Source organism: Streptococcus pseudopneumoniae (genome assembly GCF_038148935.1).
GTDB classification, from domain to species: Bacteria; Bacillota; Bacilli; order Lactobacillales; family Streptococcaceae; genus Streptococcus; species Streptococcus pseudopneumoniae_U.
In genome coordinates this window covers 1-18,972 of sequence record NZ_JBBJZX010000013.1, presented here as the reverse complement: position 1 = coordinate 18,972, position 18,972 = coordinate 1, and the positions used below count along the sequence as shown (strand labels likewise).

At 37.6% G+C, this 18,972-nt stretch carries 15 protein-coding genes; 3 read left to right on the top strand and 12 right to left on the bottom strand.

The genetic code is table 11. From position 1 onward, the window contains the following. Window positions 1-2: 2 nt before the first annotated feature. From WKI42_RS02690 to WKI42_RS02660, 7 genes are all read right to left on the bottom strand, one after another. Window positions 3-569, bottom strand: coding sequence for a TlpA disulfide reductase family protein (locus WKI42_RS02690; RefSeq protein WP_368081112.1), 567 nt, complete (start codon window positions 567-569; stop codon window positions 3-5). Between the two features lie 20 nt (window positions 570-589). Then, entirely contained in the window at window positions 590-1,300 is a 711-nt protein-coding gene (ccdA2, locus tag WKI42_RS02685; protein ID WP_031233594.1) for a thiol-disulfide oxidoreductase-associated membrane protein CcdA2, read from the bottom strand. A 210-nt stretch (window positions 1,301-1,510) separates the two neighbouring features. Continuing rightward, window positions 1,511-2,371, bottom strand: a complete 861-nt coding sequence (locus WKI42_RS02680) for a YihY/virulence factor BrkB family protein (RefSeq protein WP_368081111.1) — start codon at window positions 2,369-2,371, stop codon at window positions 1,511-1,513. 178 nt (window positions 2,372-2,549) lie between these two features. Further along, the gene (locus WKI42_RS02675; RefSeq protein WP_368081110.1) at window positions 2,550-4,604 is read right to left on the bottom strand and encodes a sodium:proton antiporter; all 2,055 of its coding nucleotides are present in this window, start codon (window positions 4,602-4,604) and stop codon (window positions 2,550-2,552) included. An 11-nt stretch (window positions 4,605-4,615) separates the two neighbouring features. Beyond that, a complete protein-coding gene (locus tag WKI42_RS02670; RefSeq protein WP_000361085.1) occupies window positions 4,616-4,870 on the bottom strand; it encodes a hypothetical protein in 255 nt (84 codons plus the stop codon). Further along, entirely contained in the window at window positions 4,863-5,420 is a 558-nt protein-coding gene (locus tag WKI42_RS02665) for a tRNA (mnm(5)s(2)U34)-methyltransferase (protein WP_164226849.1), read from the bottom strand. The genes WKI42_RS02670 and WKI42_RS02665 overlap by 8 nt, the downstream gene beginning before the upstream one ends. Then, window positions 5,404-6,360 (bottom strand): TIGR01212 family radical SAM protein, encoded by a 957-nt coding sequence (locus tag WKI42_RS02660; RefSeq protein ID WP_368081109.1) that lies wholly within the window; start codon window positions 6,358-6,360, stop codon window positions 5,404-5,406. The genes WKI42_RS02665 and WKI42_RS02660 overlap by 17 nt, the downstream gene beginning before the upstream one ends. Window positions 6,361-6,451: 91 nt before the next feature. Here WKI42_RS02660 and WKI42_RS02655 point away from each other — a divergent pair, with 91 nt between their 5' ends. Further along, window positions 6,452-6,811: a DUF3397 family protein gene (locus WKI42_RS02655; protein WP_012972478.1), complete on the top strand. Its 360-nt coding sequence runs from the start codon at window positions 6,452-6,454 to the stop codon at window positions 6,809-6,811. A gap of 81 nt (window positions 6,812-6,892) precedes the next feature. Here WKI42_RS02655 and WKI42_RS02650 read toward each other — a convergent pair whose 3' ends face one another. The 5 genes from WKI42_RS02650 to WKI42_RS02630 form a co-directional block, all read right to left on the bottom strand. Beyond that, entirely contained in the window at window positions 6,893-7,201 is a 309-nt protein-coding gene (locus WKI42_RS02650; RefSeq protein WP_368081108.1) for a hypothetical protein, read from the bottom strand. Between the two features lie 497 nt (window positions 7,202-7,698). Then, window positions 7,699-14,268 (bottom strand): S8 family serine peptidase, encoded by a 6,570-nt coding sequence (locus WKI42_RS02645; protein ID WP_368081107.1) that lies wholly within the window; start codon window positions 14,266-14,268, stop codon window positions 7,699-7,701. Between the two features lie 587 nt (window positions 14,269-14,855). Continuing rightward, window positions 14,856-15,641: an ABC transporter permease gene (locus WKI42_RS02640; RefSeq protein WP_000760734.1), complete on the bottom strand. Its 786-nt coding sequence runs from the start codon at window positions 15,639-15,641 to the stop codon at window positions 14,856-14,858. A gap of 1 nt (window position 15,642) precedes the next feature. After that, window positions 15,643-16,461, bottom strand: coding sequence for an ABC transporter permease (locus WKI42_RS02635; protein ID WP_368081106.1), 819 nt, complete (start codon window positions 16,459-16,461; stop codon window positions 15,643-15,645). A 1-nt stretch (window position 16,462) separates the two neighbouring features. After that, window positions 16,463-17,455: an ATP-binding cassette domain-containing protein gene (locus tag WKI42_RS02630; protein WP_368081105.1), complete on the bottom strand. Its 993-nt coding sequence runs from the start codon at window positions 17,453-17,455 to the stop codon at window positions 16,463-16,465. Between the two features lie 323 nt (window positions 17,456-17,778). On the opposite strand from WKI42_RS02630, the gene relB reads away from it, so the two are divergent. Next, the gene (gene relB / locus WKI42_RS02625; RefSeq protein WP_173307234.1) at window positions 17,779-18,066 is read left to right on the top strand and encodes a type II toxin-antitoxin system RelB/ParD family antitoxin; all 288 of its coding nucleotides are present in this window, start codon (window positions 17,779-17,781) and stop codon (window positions 18,064-18,066) included. Beyond that, window positions 18,056-18,397 carry a type II toxin-antitoxin system RelE/ParE family toxin gene (locus WKI42_RS02620; RefSeq protein WP_368081104.1) on the top strand — a complete coding sequence of 114 codons (342 nt, stop codon included), beginning with the start codon at window positions 18,056-18,058 and terminating at the stop codon, window positions 18,395-18,397. The genes relB and WKI42_RS02620 overlap by 11 nt, the downstream gene beginning before the upstream one ends. Window positions 18,398-18,972 lie beyond the last annotated feature (575 nt).

Below are 18,972 nucleotides of genomic sequence, written 5' to 3'. Positions count from 1 at the left end.
TCCTAGGCCAATTCCTTCAAAGTTTGCAAAATCGCATCTTTTTCCATAAAACCTGGTTGCGTTTTGACCAATTTTCCTTCACCATCTATAAAGGCTTGAGTTGGGTAAGAGCGAACGCCATAAGTTTCCAAAAGTTTACCTGATGGGTCAACTAGGACTGGGAAATTTTTATAATCCAATCCCTTATACCAGTTCTTAAAGTCTTCTTCAGATTGCTCTCCCTTATGTCCTGGTGACACTACTGTTAATACCACATAGTCATCGCCAGCATCTTTAGCGATTTCATCCGTGTCTGGAAGACTAGCCAAACAGATGGAACACCAAGAAGCCCAGAATTTGAGATAGACTTTCTTGCCCTTGTAATCAGATAAGCGGTAGGTCTTGCCATCTACTCCCGTTAGCTCAAAATCAGCCACCTCTTTCCCTTTAGCTACGCTTGTTTTACTAGCTGTCTGCTCCATCTTCATCTCATCTTTCATTTGGTGTTCACTGGTCATGGACTTGCCTGAACAAGCCGTCAAACAAAGGAGCGAACCTGCTCCAAGAACACATGTTTGCCATTTTTTCATACTGATATTCCTTTCCATTTTTATTCAAATAATTGACTTAAAATTGAAGCATTTCCAAACAGAACCAAGAGTCCCATCACAATAATGAGAAAACCTCCCACTTTTTTGAGGATTCCGAGATAGGGATGAAGTTTTCGGAAATGTTTCAAAACATAACTAGAGGCCAGAGCTAGAATCAAGAATGGTAGCGCCAAACCCAACGTGTACACCAACATGAGACCCGCTCCCTGCCAAGCTCCTGAGCCACCTGAAGCCGCCAAGGCCAAAACAGACCCCAGAACCGGCCCCACACAAGGCGTCCAAGCAAAACTAAAAGTCAACCCCAGTAAAAACGCCTGACTATAGCCCTTACCATTTTGCCCCTGTCCTTGCAGTTGTAACCTCTTTTCCTTATAAAGCCCCTTAAAGTGTAGAATCTCCATCTGGTGCAAGCCTAAGAGAATGATAACCGCACCCGTCACATATTGGAACCAAGAAGCATAAAGCAAATCGCCTAAAAAACCAGCTCCATAACCTAGTAAGATAAAAATAAAGGAAATTCCTGCTATAAAGGCCAGCGTTCGCAATAAACTAGTAACTGAGATGGAAAATTTGCCACTAGAAGCCTGAGCACCATCCTTATCATCTAGTAACACCCCTGCATAGACCGGTAACAAGGGTAAGATACAAGGAGAAAAGAAGGATAGAATCCCTGCCAAAAAGACACTTAGAAAAAAGAAAATATGACCCATAAAGTTCCTCCTATCATTTTATTGATAGATTTATTATACTCCTTCCATTTTCGAAAAAACAGGGACAATGATAAGGGAAAATAGGAATTTAATCAGATGATTTAGAAATCTTGGACAAAAACTATACAAAAAACTGTCAAAGCACAAAAGCGCATAGTATCAAGGCTTTATAGAACCTTGATACTATGCGCTTTTGTAATGAATGAATAGTTAGTCTTTTTTAAAGGCCGGATCTTTCAAACTCTGAACACTGGCATTGATCACCGCGCCTAGGATAACAATTTTAGCAATCAAGATAAACCAAAACATCATAACAACAAGAAGAACAGAACCTAAAATTCGGACATCCACCAAATGATGGACATAGTAATTGAGATAACTAGAAAACAGAGTTAGTAAACCTAAAATCACTAAGAGAACAAAGGCACTGCCTGGTAGGGTATAGCTAATTTTCCTGTTAGATAGATTGGGAAGAAAATAATAAAGCATGACCAAGATAGCAAAGAGGAGGGCGTAAGTCAGAGGACCTGCCAACCCTTGTAAAGCCTGATAGATAATGCCATCTTTTGTCCAATAATGAGCAAGTAAATCCAAAATCATCTGCCCAAATAAGCTCAAAAACAAGGCAAACGCAAAGAGAAGCTGCAAACCAAAACTGACTAGGAGACTTACCATCTGATGGGAAATAAGTCCACGACTCTTTTCGACGCCATAAGCCTTGTTAAAAGCTTTTTGCAAGAAATTCATAGATTTTGAAAAACTCCATAACGCCGATAAAACAGAAAAACTCAATAAACCTGTTGAAGGTTGCGTCAAGACTTCTCTGGCTATTTTTTCCACACCTTCATAGAGGCTTGGGGGTAGGACGTCTTTCACAAAGCCCAGAAATTCTCCCACAGGAATCTGAAAATAGGGGAGGATATTGACCACCACCAAAAGCAGGGGAAAAATCGAAATCAACCAATAGTAGGCTACTGCGACACTGGTCAATTCACTATCTGATGCTTGATAATAATGCAAAAAAGCTTTTACTAAAGGCTTGTCTATCAGCTCTTTCCACCACTTTTTCATATCACACTCCTTCACTTACAATCTTATACTCAATGAAAATCAAATAGCAAACTAGGAAGCTAGCCGCAGGTTGCTCAAAGCCCTGCTTTGAGGTTGTAGATGAAACTGACGAAGTCAGTCACATATATAATCCAAGGCGACGCTGACGTGGTTTGAAGAGATTTTCGAAGAGTATTAACTAATTTCTTCTTACCAATTCCACCATATCATAAGGCAGGGTATTGGCAGCTTCCTTCAGAGAATAGTTCTCTAAGTTATTGACATTTTGTCGTAACTTCTTGGCATACTTGGTCGTAATCAATCGTTTTTCTTCGTATTCGAAAATCAACTTACGCTCCAGATAATATCCTCTCAGCATTTCATCAATATTGTTGGGTTTGACACGATTGATAACCCGTTCGACAAAGGCACCACTGGTGATGATAGCTGTTTCACGAAGACGAGACTCCTGCATAAAACTAATCAAAGAGCGTCTATAGACCCCCTTCAGGTTTTCCAAACTTTCAATAATCATCTCTGTATTGGCCAGATAGAGCTCTGCAATTTGGTCATAATCAAGAGCACGGAGACGGCTTTTCTCCTTGTCCTTCCAGCTACGGAAGGTCTTTCCGAGAGTAAAAATTTCATGAAGGAGAAAACGTAAAATCCTCAAGGAAACAAGGAAATAATAGGTCAATCGTGACGCAAATTTACGATTGATGCCTCGTTCTATATTTTTCAGATAACGTTGGTAAACTCGGTAAGCACGATTGCTAATGTTCCCCTCTTCATAGGCCTGTTCCAATCCATCACTTTCAATACTAAGAATCAAGAGTTTCAAAGCAGCCCAGTCTTCTTGAGCCCCCTTATTTTCTTGACTCAGGATGAGATTTTCAATACGTCCATGGTAATTGTCAATAGCCGCATAGAGGGGAAGTTTATTTCTAGTGCCTTCCAACTCTTTTTCCAACTCTAGCGTTACTTCATTCAAAATAGCGATATGCATGAGATAATCCTTGCTTTCCTCCTCTTCATCAGAAAGATGAGGCAAGACCACGAGACCTGTTAAAAAGCTGACAAGCGTGACACCTGCGACAAGGAAAAGTAAGAGGGGATACTCCTGCTCTAAATTACTTGGTATCAGAAGAATCGTAGCAATCGACACTGTTCCCTTGACACCTGAAAAAGTCAAGAGAAGCATATCCTTCATATACTTATTTAGCTTTTTCTTGAGACGTCTAGTCCTATAGGCATAATAGCCATAAATCATGACAAAACGAATAGCAAAGAGGACAAAGGTAAGGGCGACAAGAGATAGCAGCAAAAGTAGAGGATTATAGATTGGATTGGTTAAGATAGGCTCTGCTATCATTTCCAGCTCCATCCCTAAAATCACAAAGACAGAACCGTTTAGCATAAAGTTGACTGTATGCCAGACCGTCTCGGTCACCGTATCCACTTGGGCTTCGAGGAGCGTGATTTTCTTAAAACGGCTTGCCTTTAAAATCCCAGCAACTACAACGGCAATAATCCCTGAAACATGGACTTCTTCTGCCAGAAAGAAGGTCACCAGGGGCAAACTCAATTCTAGTAAAAGTTCGCTGGCAATATCCGTTGCGCGCACACTTAGCAAGAAAGTATGGAGAAAGCGATTAGTCATGGCTGTTAAAAAGCCAATCAAAAAACCGCCTAGAATTGAAAAGATGAGCGAACTACTTGCTTGCCCAAGGGAAAAGGCTCCAGTTGTCCAAGCTGTCAAAGCTACCTGAAAGGCAACCAAGCCAGAAGCATCATTCAAGAGTCCTTCACCTTTAAGAATATTGGACACGCGCTTAGGAAAGCTAAAACGCTCCGAAAGAGAGGCAAAGGCCACCAAATCCGTAGGCCCAAGTGCCGCCCCAACAGCCAAGCAAGCCGCCAAGGGAAGACTGAACCAAAGAAGATGGGCCAAGCCACCCAAACTCAAGGTCGAGATAAAAATCACTGGAAATATGAGATAAACAATGATTCGCCAGTGTTTTAAAATAGCCGTAATATCCGCTTCTTCCGACTCTCTGAAAAGCAAGGGCCCAATAACCAGTGCCAAAAACAACTCTGTATTGAGGTGAAAGTCGGTATTGGGTAAAAAGAGACCAATCACAATTCCCAAAAGAATTTGCACCAAAGGGAGAGGCAAAAAGGGCAGGAGCTTATTGGTTGTACTTGAGACAATCAAGACCAGTAAAAATAGGATGAGGTAAATCAGTAATTCCACGCACTTCCTCCTTAATCTTTTTTACAACAGGATTCAAATATCTCCTTCTGCTCTTTGATTTTTTGGTCAATCTTGGAACAATCCTTGTGCTCAATTTTTCTCTGGCACCGTTCCATCTCAAGAGCAACTAATTTTTTCTTGATTTTAAGCATTTTTTTGCTCATGTGTGCTTGATCTAGCACCCCCACCGCTCGTTCGTGGTGGGTTGATTCAACAAAATTCTGGCGCATGGCATCCAGCTTTTCACGTAGGTATTGTTTATCCATGTCTATATCTCTCTAATTTTTCAATCATTACTAAAAATGGTGGGTTGTTAACTTGATTAAGCGTTCGGTAAATGGCAGCTGTGTACTCTTGTTGGTTCAACTGGCTAACAAAATCCAAGACAGCATCCCTCTCGAGGTCGCCTCCTTCATGACCATAGTAGATCATGATGGCAATCCGTCCACCTTTGACAAGCAAATGGCATAACTTTTCTAATGCTTCAATCGTTGTCTGAGGTTGGGTAATGACTGACTTATCAGCTGATGGCAAATAGCCCAGATTAAAAATCCCTGCCTTGGCTTCTGTCACAAACTGGTCCAGTGTCTCATGGCCTTGCAAGATTAACTGGGCATTTGTCATTCCAGCTTGGTTCAAACGCTCTTGCGTCTTTTCCAAGGCTTGTTCCTGAATATCAAAGGCATAGACTTTCTTGGCTAGCTTGGCTAGAAAAAGCGTGTCATGACCATTTCCCATGGTCGCATCCACTACGATATCATCCTGAGTCACTACCTCAGCCAAAAAATCATGTGCCATCTCAAGTGGTCTTTTCATTTTCAAACTCCTGTTTTACAGCCTTGCATCCTTGAACGCTTCCACGACGTCGCATTTCAGTTTCAATAGCATTTAGCACTTCCCATTTATTGAGGCTCCACATAGGCCCAATCAGCATATCCCTAGGTGCATCTCCCGTGATTCGATGGATGACGATATGTTTGGGAATGATTTCCAGTTGGTCACAGATGACCTTGACATACTCGTCCTGACTCATCAACTGTAAACGTCCCTCGTGGTAATCTCGTTGCATACGCGTATTTGTCATAAGATGGAGCAAGTGCAGTTTAATCCCTTGAATATCGTTATCCGTGACACAGCGGCGGACATTTTCAATCATCATCTCATGGGTTTCACCAGGAAGTCCATTGATCAGATGGGAAACAATCTCAATCTTGGGATACTTTCTCAAACGCTTGACCGTCTCCACGTACAATTCATAGGAGTGGGCACGGTTAATCAAGTCAGAAGTTTCTTCATAAGTAGTCTGCAAGCCCAATTCTACCGTCACATGCATGCGCTCCGATAACTCAGCCAAATATTCAATGGTTTCGTCTGGTAGACAGTCTGGGCGCGTTCCGATATTGATTCCTACTACACCTGGCTCGTTGATCGCCTGCTCATAACGTTCTCGGATGACTTCCACCTTTTCATGGGTGTTGGTAAAATTTTGAAAATAAACCAGATACTTCTGGACATCTGGCCATTTACGGTGCATAAAATCAATTTCCTTATAAAATTGCTCACGGATGGGGGCATCTGGTGCTACGATAGCATCTCCAGAACCTGAAACCGTACAAAAAGTACAGCCTCCATGTGCCACAGTTCCATCACGATTGGGACAGTCAAACCCCGCATCAATAGGGACTTTAAAAGTCTTTTCTCCAAAGAATTTTCGATAATAATCATTCAAGGTGTTATAAGATTTCATAACCTTCATTATAACAAAAAACACCCACAATCTCAAAAGCCTGACTTTCCTATAAATTCCTCTGTTTCTCGTTTCCATTAGCGATTTTTTATGATACAATATGGATATGATTTTAATGAAATTAGCATCTATTTTGTTATTGATACTGACCTTAGTAGTCTGCATCATCATAACCAAACTTTTTAGATTAAAAAAACTAGGACGAAACTTTGCGGATCTGGCTTTTCCAGTCTTGGTATTTGAGTATTATCTGATCACAGCTAAAACCTTTACCCATAATTTTCTCCCTAGACTGGGACTAGCCCTCTCACTCCTAGCCATTATCCTCGTTTTTTTCTTTCTTTTGAAAAAACGTAGCTTTTACTATCCTAAATTCATCAAATTCTTCTGGCGTGCAGGGTTCTTATTGACCCTTGTCATGTATATCGAGATGATTGTCGAATTGATGGCTCAGAAATAAAAAAATGAAATCAAAAACACCTCAATCAAACTAAAATACAGTGGTTGAAGTGTTTTTTCTTTATATCTTTTTTAATAATTCTTATTTTCCTTCTTTATCAGGAAAGATATATCCAATACCAATGCAAGCTAGTACGCCCGCTCCAATTACCAAGCCACTTGAAATTGGCAAAAGGTCCAAAATTGCATTTGCGATGATGAAGGCAATAATCAAACACATCAGACTAGCCTTGTAATCCTTTTTTAAAAGATTCTCTAGTGTGAAAAAGAGGAACAATCCTACCGGAATCAGGGACCATAGGTTGACATCCAAACTTGGCCAGCCAACAGAACCAAAATACACTACTGTCGCTGCTGCTACTAAAAATACAATCCCCAATAATTTTTTCATTTGTTTATCTCCAATTTCGTTTTAGAAACTTGAACCATCTGGTATCGACGCCTCATGTCCCTTACACCAATCATTATAGCAGAGGTCAGTTTCAAGAACAAGTTCTTTTGCCTATCTGGTCTCTATATCGGTCTAAGTGGTTCAATAATAGCCATAAAATAAGGAAATAGGTGAAAAAATAAAAAGGAATTAAGCAACCAAACGCTACTTAATTCCTTCACTGAAATTATTTCATCACCTCTATAAAATAAAGTAGACTTTAAATTTTGAAAAACTTTATTATCTAATCAATGTGATCAATATTTGTCAATACTAACCCTTTCAATCAATTCATTAGTTATCAAAACTAAGTCCATTACTAAATCCAAAAAGAGTACCAATAGTAAAGTAAACTAAATAATTGAATTATTGAGTTATAAATGGCTATTTTCACAAAACTGTCTCATCACCACACTATCTCATCTCAGTACACAAACCATTTTTCTATAGCTTTTGTCCTAATCTTGATCTTTTTTCTTCAATCCAAGAAATGCACCTACGGTAAACATTATTCCAGCAATGAATGGTGTAAAACCTTCTCTAACTGTTCCGGTTTTTGGTAGTCTATCAGTATTATTAGTAGTTGATTTACTATCAATATTGGTATGTTTATTAGCTATATTCTCTGGTTCATTAAGATAAACTTCTTTCTTATTTTCAAAGTTTTTATCATTTTTATCAGGAACTGTAGCTGTAACATCCTTAGTTGAATCAGATCTTTGACTTTCATCTAATTGACTATAATTTACTTGTACAGGAACTGTAGTTTTGACATCTTTGGTTGAATCAAATTTGTGTGAATGATTTTCTCTTTGTAAGTCTTCTTTTCTGTGACTTTCATCTAATTGACTAGGATTTGCCTGTGGGTTATCTTTCTTTTTGGATACATCAAAAGTAGGTTTATTTTCCTCCTCCTTTTTCTCCTCTATTTTCTTGAATACAGGTTTTATAAGGGTATCTTTTGACACATTAATAACATAACCAGCATCTTTTTTCCCTTCGACACCAGAAATTTCCCAGCCATCAAATTGATATCCTTTTTCTAATTCACCCTTATAGACAGGTAAAATAAAATCTTCTTCCGACACTATCTTAGAACTCATTTCTTTTCCATTTTGAATGGTCACAGTTACCCTATGAGGTTTTAATTCTCTTACCTCTCCCGTATCTTTATTTAAAATGAATTCTTTTACGGTTGTATTTCTTGCAAAATCTTTTACAAGAATCTTAATATTTAGTGTCTTATCTGTTAGTTGTTTAATATCATCAAATGATTTATATTCTTTTCCATTTACATAAATATGTTTGTCTTGAATCTCACCATTGAATCCATTATCTCTTTTATCATTGATGTTAAAGACCACAGATTTTCCATCAGCATATTCGATACTAGTATTTCCTTTTGGATCAATGTTTACTTCTGGTTTAACATTATCATATAAAAATTGATAGTGTACTCCAACCGCTTTCGCATTCAAATCGCTATAGCCAGTTTGAAGATAAACATTTCCATCCATATCTGTTACCTTATCTGGAAATCCGTTTGCTTTATAGTCTTTCATTCCCCAGTCCATGATGTCACCGTCTTTAACATTAAGCTTAACGTTAAAATCTCTAGTGTTATCAATGTGTAAATCTCCGTAGATTAAATAATTATCTACAACAGATTCATTAACTCTCAATTCCCAGTTAAAACCACCCTTATCAGAAATCTTACCTCTTAAATAAAACTCTGGATTTCGTACATAAATTTTATTAAATTTAGATGGATTAAAGTAGTTCTTGTCCATTGAAAGATTTACTGGTTTTGCATCAATAAATAACGTAGAGCCATCTTCTTTTATAGCTTCTACATTGGACTTATCCTCTCCAGTGTACTCTTTACCATCCTTACCAAATAATACAAGTTTAGAAGGATCTGCTACAAGATTTCCGTCTTTATCGATAGCTTCCCCTTTATCGTTCATTTTAAATGTAAACACTTGATACCTTACAATGTTAAAGCCGTCCAAAGCCGACATTAATACAGCTTGAGTACTTCTTCCATCTTCAACATTTCTACTGTCAGAATAAATTATTTTTTCTGAAAGGGCTCTTAGATTAGGATTGGAATTTTGTATTTTTGCTATATCTTCCTTGCTATAGACTCCATTTCCTTCTAACATATCCGTTTTTCCAGGATTATAGGTAGTCACTTTTAGTGCATAGCCTTTTCTCAGAATGATATTATCCTTTAATAGATATTGTTGTTTTTCTGAATCAGAATAGATTTTACCAGATTCCATTTCAGTTAAATTATTTGGTTTGTTCTTTGAAAGATCTCCTTCCCCTAATTCTATTATATTCCCATAACTTGATGCATAGGGATATTCTGTCTTAGTTTCCCTATTTTTTTCAGGCATTCTAATCTTCGTTTCAGCTTTTCTCTGACCATCATCTGTAACAAAGAATCTCATATCTCCTGCAAAAGCTAATCCATCCACAATATCATTAATATTAGCGTATAAATCAAATGTCATCGTTTTTGAATTGGAATCATACTTGGTCGCTTTGATTTCTATATATTTATAGGTATTTCCATAATATACCTTGGCATTTTTAGACACATTACGTATCTTTCCAAGAATTTCAAAGTGTCCATCTTTAGACGGGCTTAGAACACCATAAATTTTTGATTTGATTTCGTCAAGTTTCTCAGTTTCATATTCTAAGGCGCTACCATCGTCATAGGCAGCTATATTTCCTTTATCGTCATATCGATAATCAAGTTCTACTGTTCTTGTACCACCATTTACAAAGTCCTCTTCTTCCCTATATTTCTTTTTAATGAGTTTCTTTAGGTCTTTATTTTCAAAGTTTCTAATTGTTGAAATAGTTTTATTTATTTCAAGGCTAGCTTCTCCCTCAACTGAACTTTCTTCATCTGGTTTTGAATCTTCATCCTTAGCTTGATTATTATTGGTATTTTCCTTTGGGCTCTTTGCATTTTTGAGTTTATCTTCAGAAATTTCACCAAGTTTTTCATATTTAGAAGCATCTTTGTCAGGATCTACTAGGTAATAAGAAATCATCCCCTTTTCATCAGCATGATCAGCAAATTTAATTCTATGGATTTTGGTGAAGTTGCTTGCACCATCTAGGGCGATTACTTCGATGATTTTTCCTCTTAAATCTCCTGCTCCGCTAATTTCGTAGATAGTATTTCCATCTTTATCAAGCTTCCTATTTCTTCCCTCACCCTCTCCGGCGTAAGTTACATCAAGATTTTTCTCAACATCTCCATACTCATCGACAAGAGCTGCACCTGCATACCATACTTCGTTGGCTACTTCTTCAAATTTCTCAGGATGTTCTTTTTGGTCTCTAGCAAACAAGGTTTCGTGTTTATACTCATCCTTTACCTTGTGGTAGGTATCTTTTGCGATCAATTTAATTTTATCTGGATTAGAAAAATCAATTGAAATAATTTTTGGAGCTGTATTATCAATTTTTACTGGTATATAAGAAACTTGCCATGGATAATCCTTGGTTAATCTATATTTGAATTTGTAGAAGTATTGACCCTCAGCTATTGATTCAAATTGTCCTCTTATCCTAGTAGCTGGATCTTGGTTATCCTTACTTTCTGGTTCATTTTCTTCTCTACCTCTAGGGTTATAGATGAGTCCATCCCACTTCAAATCTCCCCAAACTTTTAGTTTAGATGATTTGATTCCCTTTGCATCATTGCTTTTAGAGTTTAAAATTCCTTTAATAAAGTGTTCTCTCGAAATGACTTTTAAGTCTCTTTGATTTTCTCCCTCTTTATTTGTATTTACTATTGAAATCAATCCTTCTTCTGCACTTCTTAATACAAGTGGAGAAGGTGTTAATCCTCTTTCAAGTTGAGCCTTTTGAGGATTTCCATTTGAATCTAAAGGATAAATATTAGCAATATTAGAACCACTTGATGATGCATTTAGCCCTTCGTTATTGAAAGCAAATAATTCTGGATTTTGATCTAGGGATGTTCTATTTTTATCTTTTCTATTTTGTATAACTCCTGCTGGATTAAATTTATCTATACCATGTTCTCCACCAATTCCCTTATTTAAGGTTCCTGGAATTTTCGGTTTACCATCATCATCATAACCTCCCATTGTTTTTGATTTTGATCCTTCTTCCCAAGCCCATTTATCAAGGATTGGTTCGTGGTTCCAATTCCCAGCAAATCCCATTAGAGGCATTGATAAAGAAGGTTGGAAGTTTATTTTCTTCCCGTTAGAGTTTAGAGCTTCCATTTCTTCCACTGACTCAAAATGAATAAATGATTCTACAAATTTATTTTTGTCTTTAGCCTCTCCAACATTTATAACCGCATTCAAATCAAAGCTAGAATTTGCGCCTATAGTGAAAGTATCATGCTCAAATGTGATATTTGCTCCTTTGATTTTTTCTGGGTGGATTTCTGGAACAATTTGCTTACCATCTGGAGATTTTTCATCTTTGTATGTTTCATCCAGTTTTAGTCTATCAGTTAGAGAATCTGTAGTTATCGCTGATGCTGAAACTTTAAAAGTCAAAGGTCTGTTTGATGTATTGTGAAGCTTAATTTTAAAATATTTTTCTTCTCCTTTTATTTCTTTAAGAGAAATAGAACCATAAGAGTTTACCAAACCTTTAGAATCCTTGTTTTTGAAAGTCGCTACAACTTCATTTCTCAAAGCATTGGCCACATTAATTAGCCCTGCTCCCTGTTGTCTAGGTGATGCAAAGTATTGACTTTTTTCTTTCCAAGACGTTGCATCCATCATCGGTCGCGCAGTATTTTGTAGAGCAATTTTTGTAAGACTTGTAAGATCTATTTTGTCATCTCCCTCAAGATTTTTCAATACAGGTCTTTCAAGCATTTCCTTTAACTTCGGTCTAATCAAAACAGTAGAAGCTGCTACGATTGGAGTTGCCATACTAGTTCCTGACATATAGCCATAAGTTGATTTCCCATTAATGACATTGAGAGTAGATTTAATGTTTTTACCAGGTGCTGAAACATCGGGTTTTAAAAGTAAATCTATTCTCGGTCCCCAAGATGTGGATCCTGCTGGAACGATGACATCTTCTTTATACAATTCTTTGTCTGTGTCAGGTGCAAACTTAAAGTCAATCTCTTTTTCGTCACCTACATTCGGTTTATTAGAATTATAGCTTGCCATATCAATTGGATAGTATTGCTCCAATTTATCTTTGAAATCTTCCTTACTATTTCTTTTAACCTCAGTTTTTTTATCAGGATTAATCATGTTCCATAACTTTACACCATCATCTCCTGAAATTGAAAATACTTGACTTTTAGTCCCTTCATCCGCTTCATATCCCATAGCTGGAAGCTCTGTCCAATTATCTCTATTGTAGTAATTGACAGTATTTACAACCATAATGGCGCGTGCTCCCTTATTCGTTGCTCTTTTAAAAGCATCTTTTAAATCCTTGGTATAAATTCGATCCATTACTGCAATTTTGCCTCTAAGATCCAAACCTATCAACTCTTGGTCTTGGCCTTTGCCTATATATACAAATTTCAATTTATCAGGAGCTTTTGAACCATCTTCATTTGTTGTGATTTTATTCTTATCGAAAAAGGCCCCTATATTTCTGTATTTAAAATTTTCTTCACCTATGTTAACTTTATCAAACTCAACTGTTTGATTTTTAGCAGATGCGACTGCTATCGCATCTTCATGTGCTGCTGTTCGCGTTACATTTCCAGTGTCGGTCATTTTCAGATGATTATTTGCCACTAAATCCCAAGAAGAACTTGAAGCAGAAGTCGCATAGTTACCCGTAGCGACAACCATTGGAATGCCTGCTTTTCTTAATGCTCTAATAGCCTCCCAATATTTCTCACCTACAAGACCTGTTCCTGTAAAGCCAGATGATACCGAAACAACATCGACATTGTGTTTGATGGAATCTTCAATAGCATGAAACATTGTTTCATCCCCTGCGAACCCAGATCCTGCGTCAGAGTACATTTTATAAGAGAAGATCTGTGCATTAGGAGCAATACCATCTATTCCATTAAAGTTCTTGATGTCTTTTTCAGTATCATTTCCCGCAAGAATCCCTGCAATATGCATTCCATGTGGATCAAAATAATCGCTTCCATCATCAGCTTTTTCTACAGTAATTTTACCACCATTATAATAATTGAAAGCATGAGGAATCTTATCACTCAACCAGAAATTTTTATCAGTACCTTTTAAGTCTTCTTTTTTAAATCTCATTGAGTCTTTAGCATCATCATCAATCCTCATGGCCTTATGCCTATAATCTGTCCCGGTATCGATATTTGAAATGACCATACCTCTACCATCAAAGTTTTTCCCAAATTGAGCATTAATGGCCTTTAGGTAATCGATAGCCTCCTCAACTCCAATTTCCTTTCGGGCATGATTCATCATGGGTTGGAGTTTTTGTGACCGTTCAACCGATGAAATACCTTCTATTAGTTTAATTTTATCCAGATTATCTGGAGTTGTTTCTATTGAAACACCATTAAAAATCGTATTATAGGTATATAAAACGTTTGTATCCTTAAGATTGGATAATTCCTTGATTGCTTTTTCTCCAGATTCTTTATCTTTAAATTCAGCAATATAGACAAGTTTATCCTCTTTTTTGGGACTTTCTGGGTCTTTACTTGCAGACGAGTCCGCTTTATCTTCTTTGGATTGATTGGAATCTTCTTTGATTTTTTCTTCTTCATTGCTAGTTTTGTTATCTATCACAGATTCTTTACTAACAACTTCTTTTTCCTCAATAACCGTTGTTTTCTTCTCTTCAGTATCTTTTGAAGTTTCTATAGCATTATGAATATTTTCATGTTTTTCTTTATTTTCTGCTTCCTTATCTACTACTACTTTTTCTGTATCAGAGATATTTAAAGCATCTTCAGAGCTAGATGTGTCTGCTAAAACTACCTCATTAGGGACATATGCTGCTAAAATAACTGCAGCTGTGGTTAATGACAATACTGTACTTTTTTTCATTTCAATTCCTTACATATTTATTTAACTTCCAATAGATAGAAAACTTTAACTTTGCTAGCCTTTGTTATAAAAAGTTTTACTAAGTATTATCTAGGAAATAGAGTAGTACATTTATATATAATTGTTAGCTCTCCATAAAAATAGTATATCATTTAAAAAAATTAAGTCAATAAAAATTAACATGCATTAATTTATTTTTTAACACGCGTTAAAAATATAGAGTCAAAAACTTTCGTAGTTAACTGGGGAATATTATCAGAACATTCACACCATCAAAAATAGTAGCAATCAACTTAAAGCACTAGAAGAATCACAAAGTCAAACATCATTGATGAAATATCAGCGCTATTAAACAATATAAATAACCGCTAAGAACGAGGCTTAACGGTTATTTTCTACATATCTATTTTTTCAAATCCTCAGTCGTTTATCTACCTATAACCTAGGCTTTACGAGTGCCTTGCTCTACCAACTGAGCTAAATCGGCGATTACACTTACAGTATAGCACTCTGAGAATAGATGTCAAGGAATTTTCATCTCTATTAGAAAAAGCCTGTCTTGAGACAAGGCTTTGAGTTTCTTCATCTTAGGATCCAGCACTTTCATAAGAATCCAAGCCCCTGTCCCAGAGTTTAAGGGAAATACCAAAAAAGACAAGGGAAATCAAAATCAAACCTCCAATGTTAAAGAGTACATCCTTGTCCTGCAAGAAATAGCTGGCAGGATAGTAGGCCGTAAAAGCAAAAGGCACGATAAAGCTAATCAACCAACGAAGAAGGGAATTATAAATAGAAATCGGATACTTAGCAAAATCATTAAACATATAGAAAATGTAAATCATAGCCCCTGACTGCTTGGTCCAAAAAGCGATGCTGGCTGTCGCGATTTTCAAGGAAGTATAAATCAAGGTCGCAAAAGGAATACAAACTAGGAAAAGCAGGAATTTTGGAAGAGTCCAAGCAATGCTGGTCATGGTTGTTCCCAATAAAATTCCACCGACCAAGAGTTCGCCCAAGGCATCAATCTGAAAGGTCTCAACCAAGATGTGAAAGAGAGGATTGATAGGACGAGTCAGATATTTGTCAAACTCTCCCTTTCTCACCAAGCGTTGCCCCAATGCCCAGAGATTGTCAAAAAAGAGATGGTCCAATCCCTTGGGAATCAAGGAAAAACCATATATAAAGGCAATTTCTTGAAAAGTCCAACCTTCTAGGGATGGGATGTGTTGAAAGATAACATTGAGAAACAATAGGTTCAAGCCTTGGGTCAGAAAAACTCCCAGGACACCAACTACAAAATCCACCTTGTATTCCATGATTTGCTTGATGTATTGTCTGATAAAAATCAGATGCATGCGTTGATATTTTTTCATACTAACCTCCTTGAATGGTGATAAATGACTGGACTCGTTTCCAAATCAACTGAGACAAGCCCACCATCACTAAGAGCCAGAAAAACTGCAAAAGGAGTGCCTGAAGCATCTGACTGGCATCGTATTTCCCAACAATAATCATGACTGGTGTGTAGATTAAGGATGAAAAAGGCAGGAAGGACAGAATATCTGCAACAACCTTTGGAAAGAAAGCCAAGGGAATCAAACTTCCAGACATAAAGGCCACTATGGAAGTCTTAAGTAGGTTGGAACCCCAAAGATTTTTAAACACAAAGGCTGAAAATCCAAAGCAGATATTAAAGAAAAAGTTGATCAGATAAGCTAGCGTTAGACTAAAGAGATAAAGGACAGTTAAACCCAACACTTCTACCATCCCTTGCCCAGATAAGATTTTCATCAAGACAATGACACTTAAAAATGGAATGCCAACGCTAATAAAAATCAACCACTTGGATCCAAGTTCGGTGAAAAGGTAAGAGGCCGCAAAATGCACCGGTCTCAACAATCGCATGATGATGGAACCATCCTTGACCTCCTCCCCAATCATAAAGGAGCTATCAGACCTGGTCAACAGATTGGTCACAAAACTCATGATGATGTAGAGGGTGATATCTGCCATACTAAAGCCCTGAATCAAGGACTCTTGTGAGGAATCAAAGACAGCCTTCCAGAGATAAAAGGCCACAAAAGCTCCCATGACATCGCCAATCCGATAGAGAATAAAATTGACTCGATAGGTAATCAATTCCTGAACACCTGCATTGATAAAGGGTTTATAACGTCTCCACAATTTGAGCATCTTAGAGCTCCTTTCGGTAGAAGCGACGGATAATATCCTCAATATCCGTATCCACCATCTTCAAATCACGGACTTCAAAATCAGACAGGGTTTGCTTGATAATATCAGCTGACTGGTAGCGAGAACTATCGAATTCAATGTTGAGACTATTTCCTTGTCTATCAATTGTCATATCCGAAAAGACTTCATAGTGAGAAACGAGATGACTTTGACCTGGTAGCAGTTCAAAGGAGAGTGTCTTCATCTTGCCAAAGGTTTCCTTGAGTTGGCTCACCGTTCCATCAAAAATCTCTTGGCCCTTATCAATCATGAAAATCCGATCACAGAGTTGCTCAATGTCGCTCAGGTCGTGAGTGGTCAAGAGAATGGTGGTTTCTTCCTCCTGATTGATCTGAGTAATAGCCCGACGAATGTTATCCTTGACCGAAACGTCCAAACCAATGGTCGGCTCATCTAAAAAGAGAACCTTGGGATTGTGAAGCAAGGAAGCCGCAATATCCGCCCGCATGCGCTGCCCTAGTGAAAGAGTCCGCACGGGATCCTTGATAAAGTCCTTCAAATCCAAGACTTCATTCAAAAAATCCATGCGCTTATGAAAGAGCGAGTCTGGCACATCGTAAATCTCTTTCAAAACCGTGTAGGTCTCTTGCAGTGCCAAATCCCACCATAGCTGGGTGCGTTGTCCAAAAACAACCCCAATATCTTTGACGTAATCTTGACGATTGTCCTGGGGAATCTTGCCGTTAATCCGACAAAAACCAGATGTCGGTTTTAAAATCCCTGTCAGCATTTTAATGGTTGTCGACTTCCCAGCACCATTTGCCCCGATAAATCCTAAAATCTGCCCCTTAGGAACCTCAAAGGTCAAATCCTTAACCGCTTCAAAGGTCTGCTTTTCAGGATGAATAAAGGAGCGTAATGCCCCCTTCAATCCCGGTTCCTTAACAGTCTTCACAAAATTTTTCTGAAGATGTTCCACTTCTATCATTGCCATATCTATCTCCCTATGGTAAGGAATAGCAACATTGTATTTTCCAATACAAGTAATCTAAATCCTTACTTTCTACACCTTCTCAATATTATTACAGAAGGTTTTATACCAACCTATTATAGTCCAATAAAAACTAGAATGCAAGCGTTTGCCTAAAATTTGTGAAATTGAAAATTTTTCTCTTAAAATAATACTTTTAATCAAAAATTCTGTTTGATAGTTTAAATTACCAACCTACCATCCTTCCCTACTAAAACAGCCCTTGACTTTCTCGATCTTTTTTTGTAATGTATATGTAATACACTATCATTACAAGGAGAAATGCCATGTCAACACTTAAACGAGACCGAGTTTATAACTTCCGCGTCAATACTCAACTATTTGAAGAAGCAAAAACCATCCTAGAAAGCCAAAACATCAGCCTTTCAGATGCCCTCAACCTCTTTGTAGAACAAATCGTCCTTGAAAAAGGTCTCCCAATTAAAACAGCCGACCAACTCAAAGCAGAAATCTTCCTAGGAGAACTCAAAGCAGAACTAGATAAAGGCTACCAAGACATCATCGAGGGGCGTCTCTACGACGCAGACGAGGTCTTTTCAAAGTATGGACTATAAAGTACGCTTTACAGAACAAGCCAGACAAGACTTGGACGATATTTTCATCTACTACTCCACAGACTTCAGTGAAAACATAGCCAAGAAAGTCATCACTCGCCTCCAACAAACCAGCAACCTACTCACCTTCTCACCAGAGGGCGGTATTAACTTTGACCATAAAATCGGCTACTCCCTCTATCCAGGAAATACTCTCAGAATGATTGTCTCTAAACAATACCTACTCTTTTACCTCATTCATGAAAAAGAAGTCCATATCCTGAGAATTATCAACTCACGCACCGACTACCTAAATCAACTCGACCACCTCTTTCAACATATACAAGACTGAGAAGTAAGCTCTCAGTCTTTTTATTTACTGTAAATCAATGGCATATAAAAAGCATAAACAAGGATTTTTTAAAACTCCCAATCCTCTAACATATCGAGGAGCTCCCCAACGTTCGACTCATGCACAAGCTCACGTTTGTAGAGAGCAGCAATCAAAGCATGGAAACCATTCTCTTTTTAGTCTCAAAATGACGAAATTGTGGAACCTCTACAGGTACAATAACTTTTAACATTATAGTTGATTGAATCTGGAATAGTCCGCCGAGTTTTCTAAAACATTGTTATAAGTTGGTTTAAATCCCCCAATCAATTTGTCCATTTTTTATCTCATTTCACTATACAATAAGCGAGGCCGAAAAAGTCTGTAAAATTAAAAAACGCATAATATCAGGTCTTGAAAACTTGATACTATGCGTTTTATTGTGGCTTCATTTTATCCTGAAATGAAGTTTTTGCCCATCCTCATTAAGGACAATCTGTTCATTGCAAACAAATTATACCCATTAGAAAGATTAGTCTTCTTTTTTCTTGCGAGCAAGAAGTCCAAATCCACTTAGGGCTCCAAGAAGTCCAAGT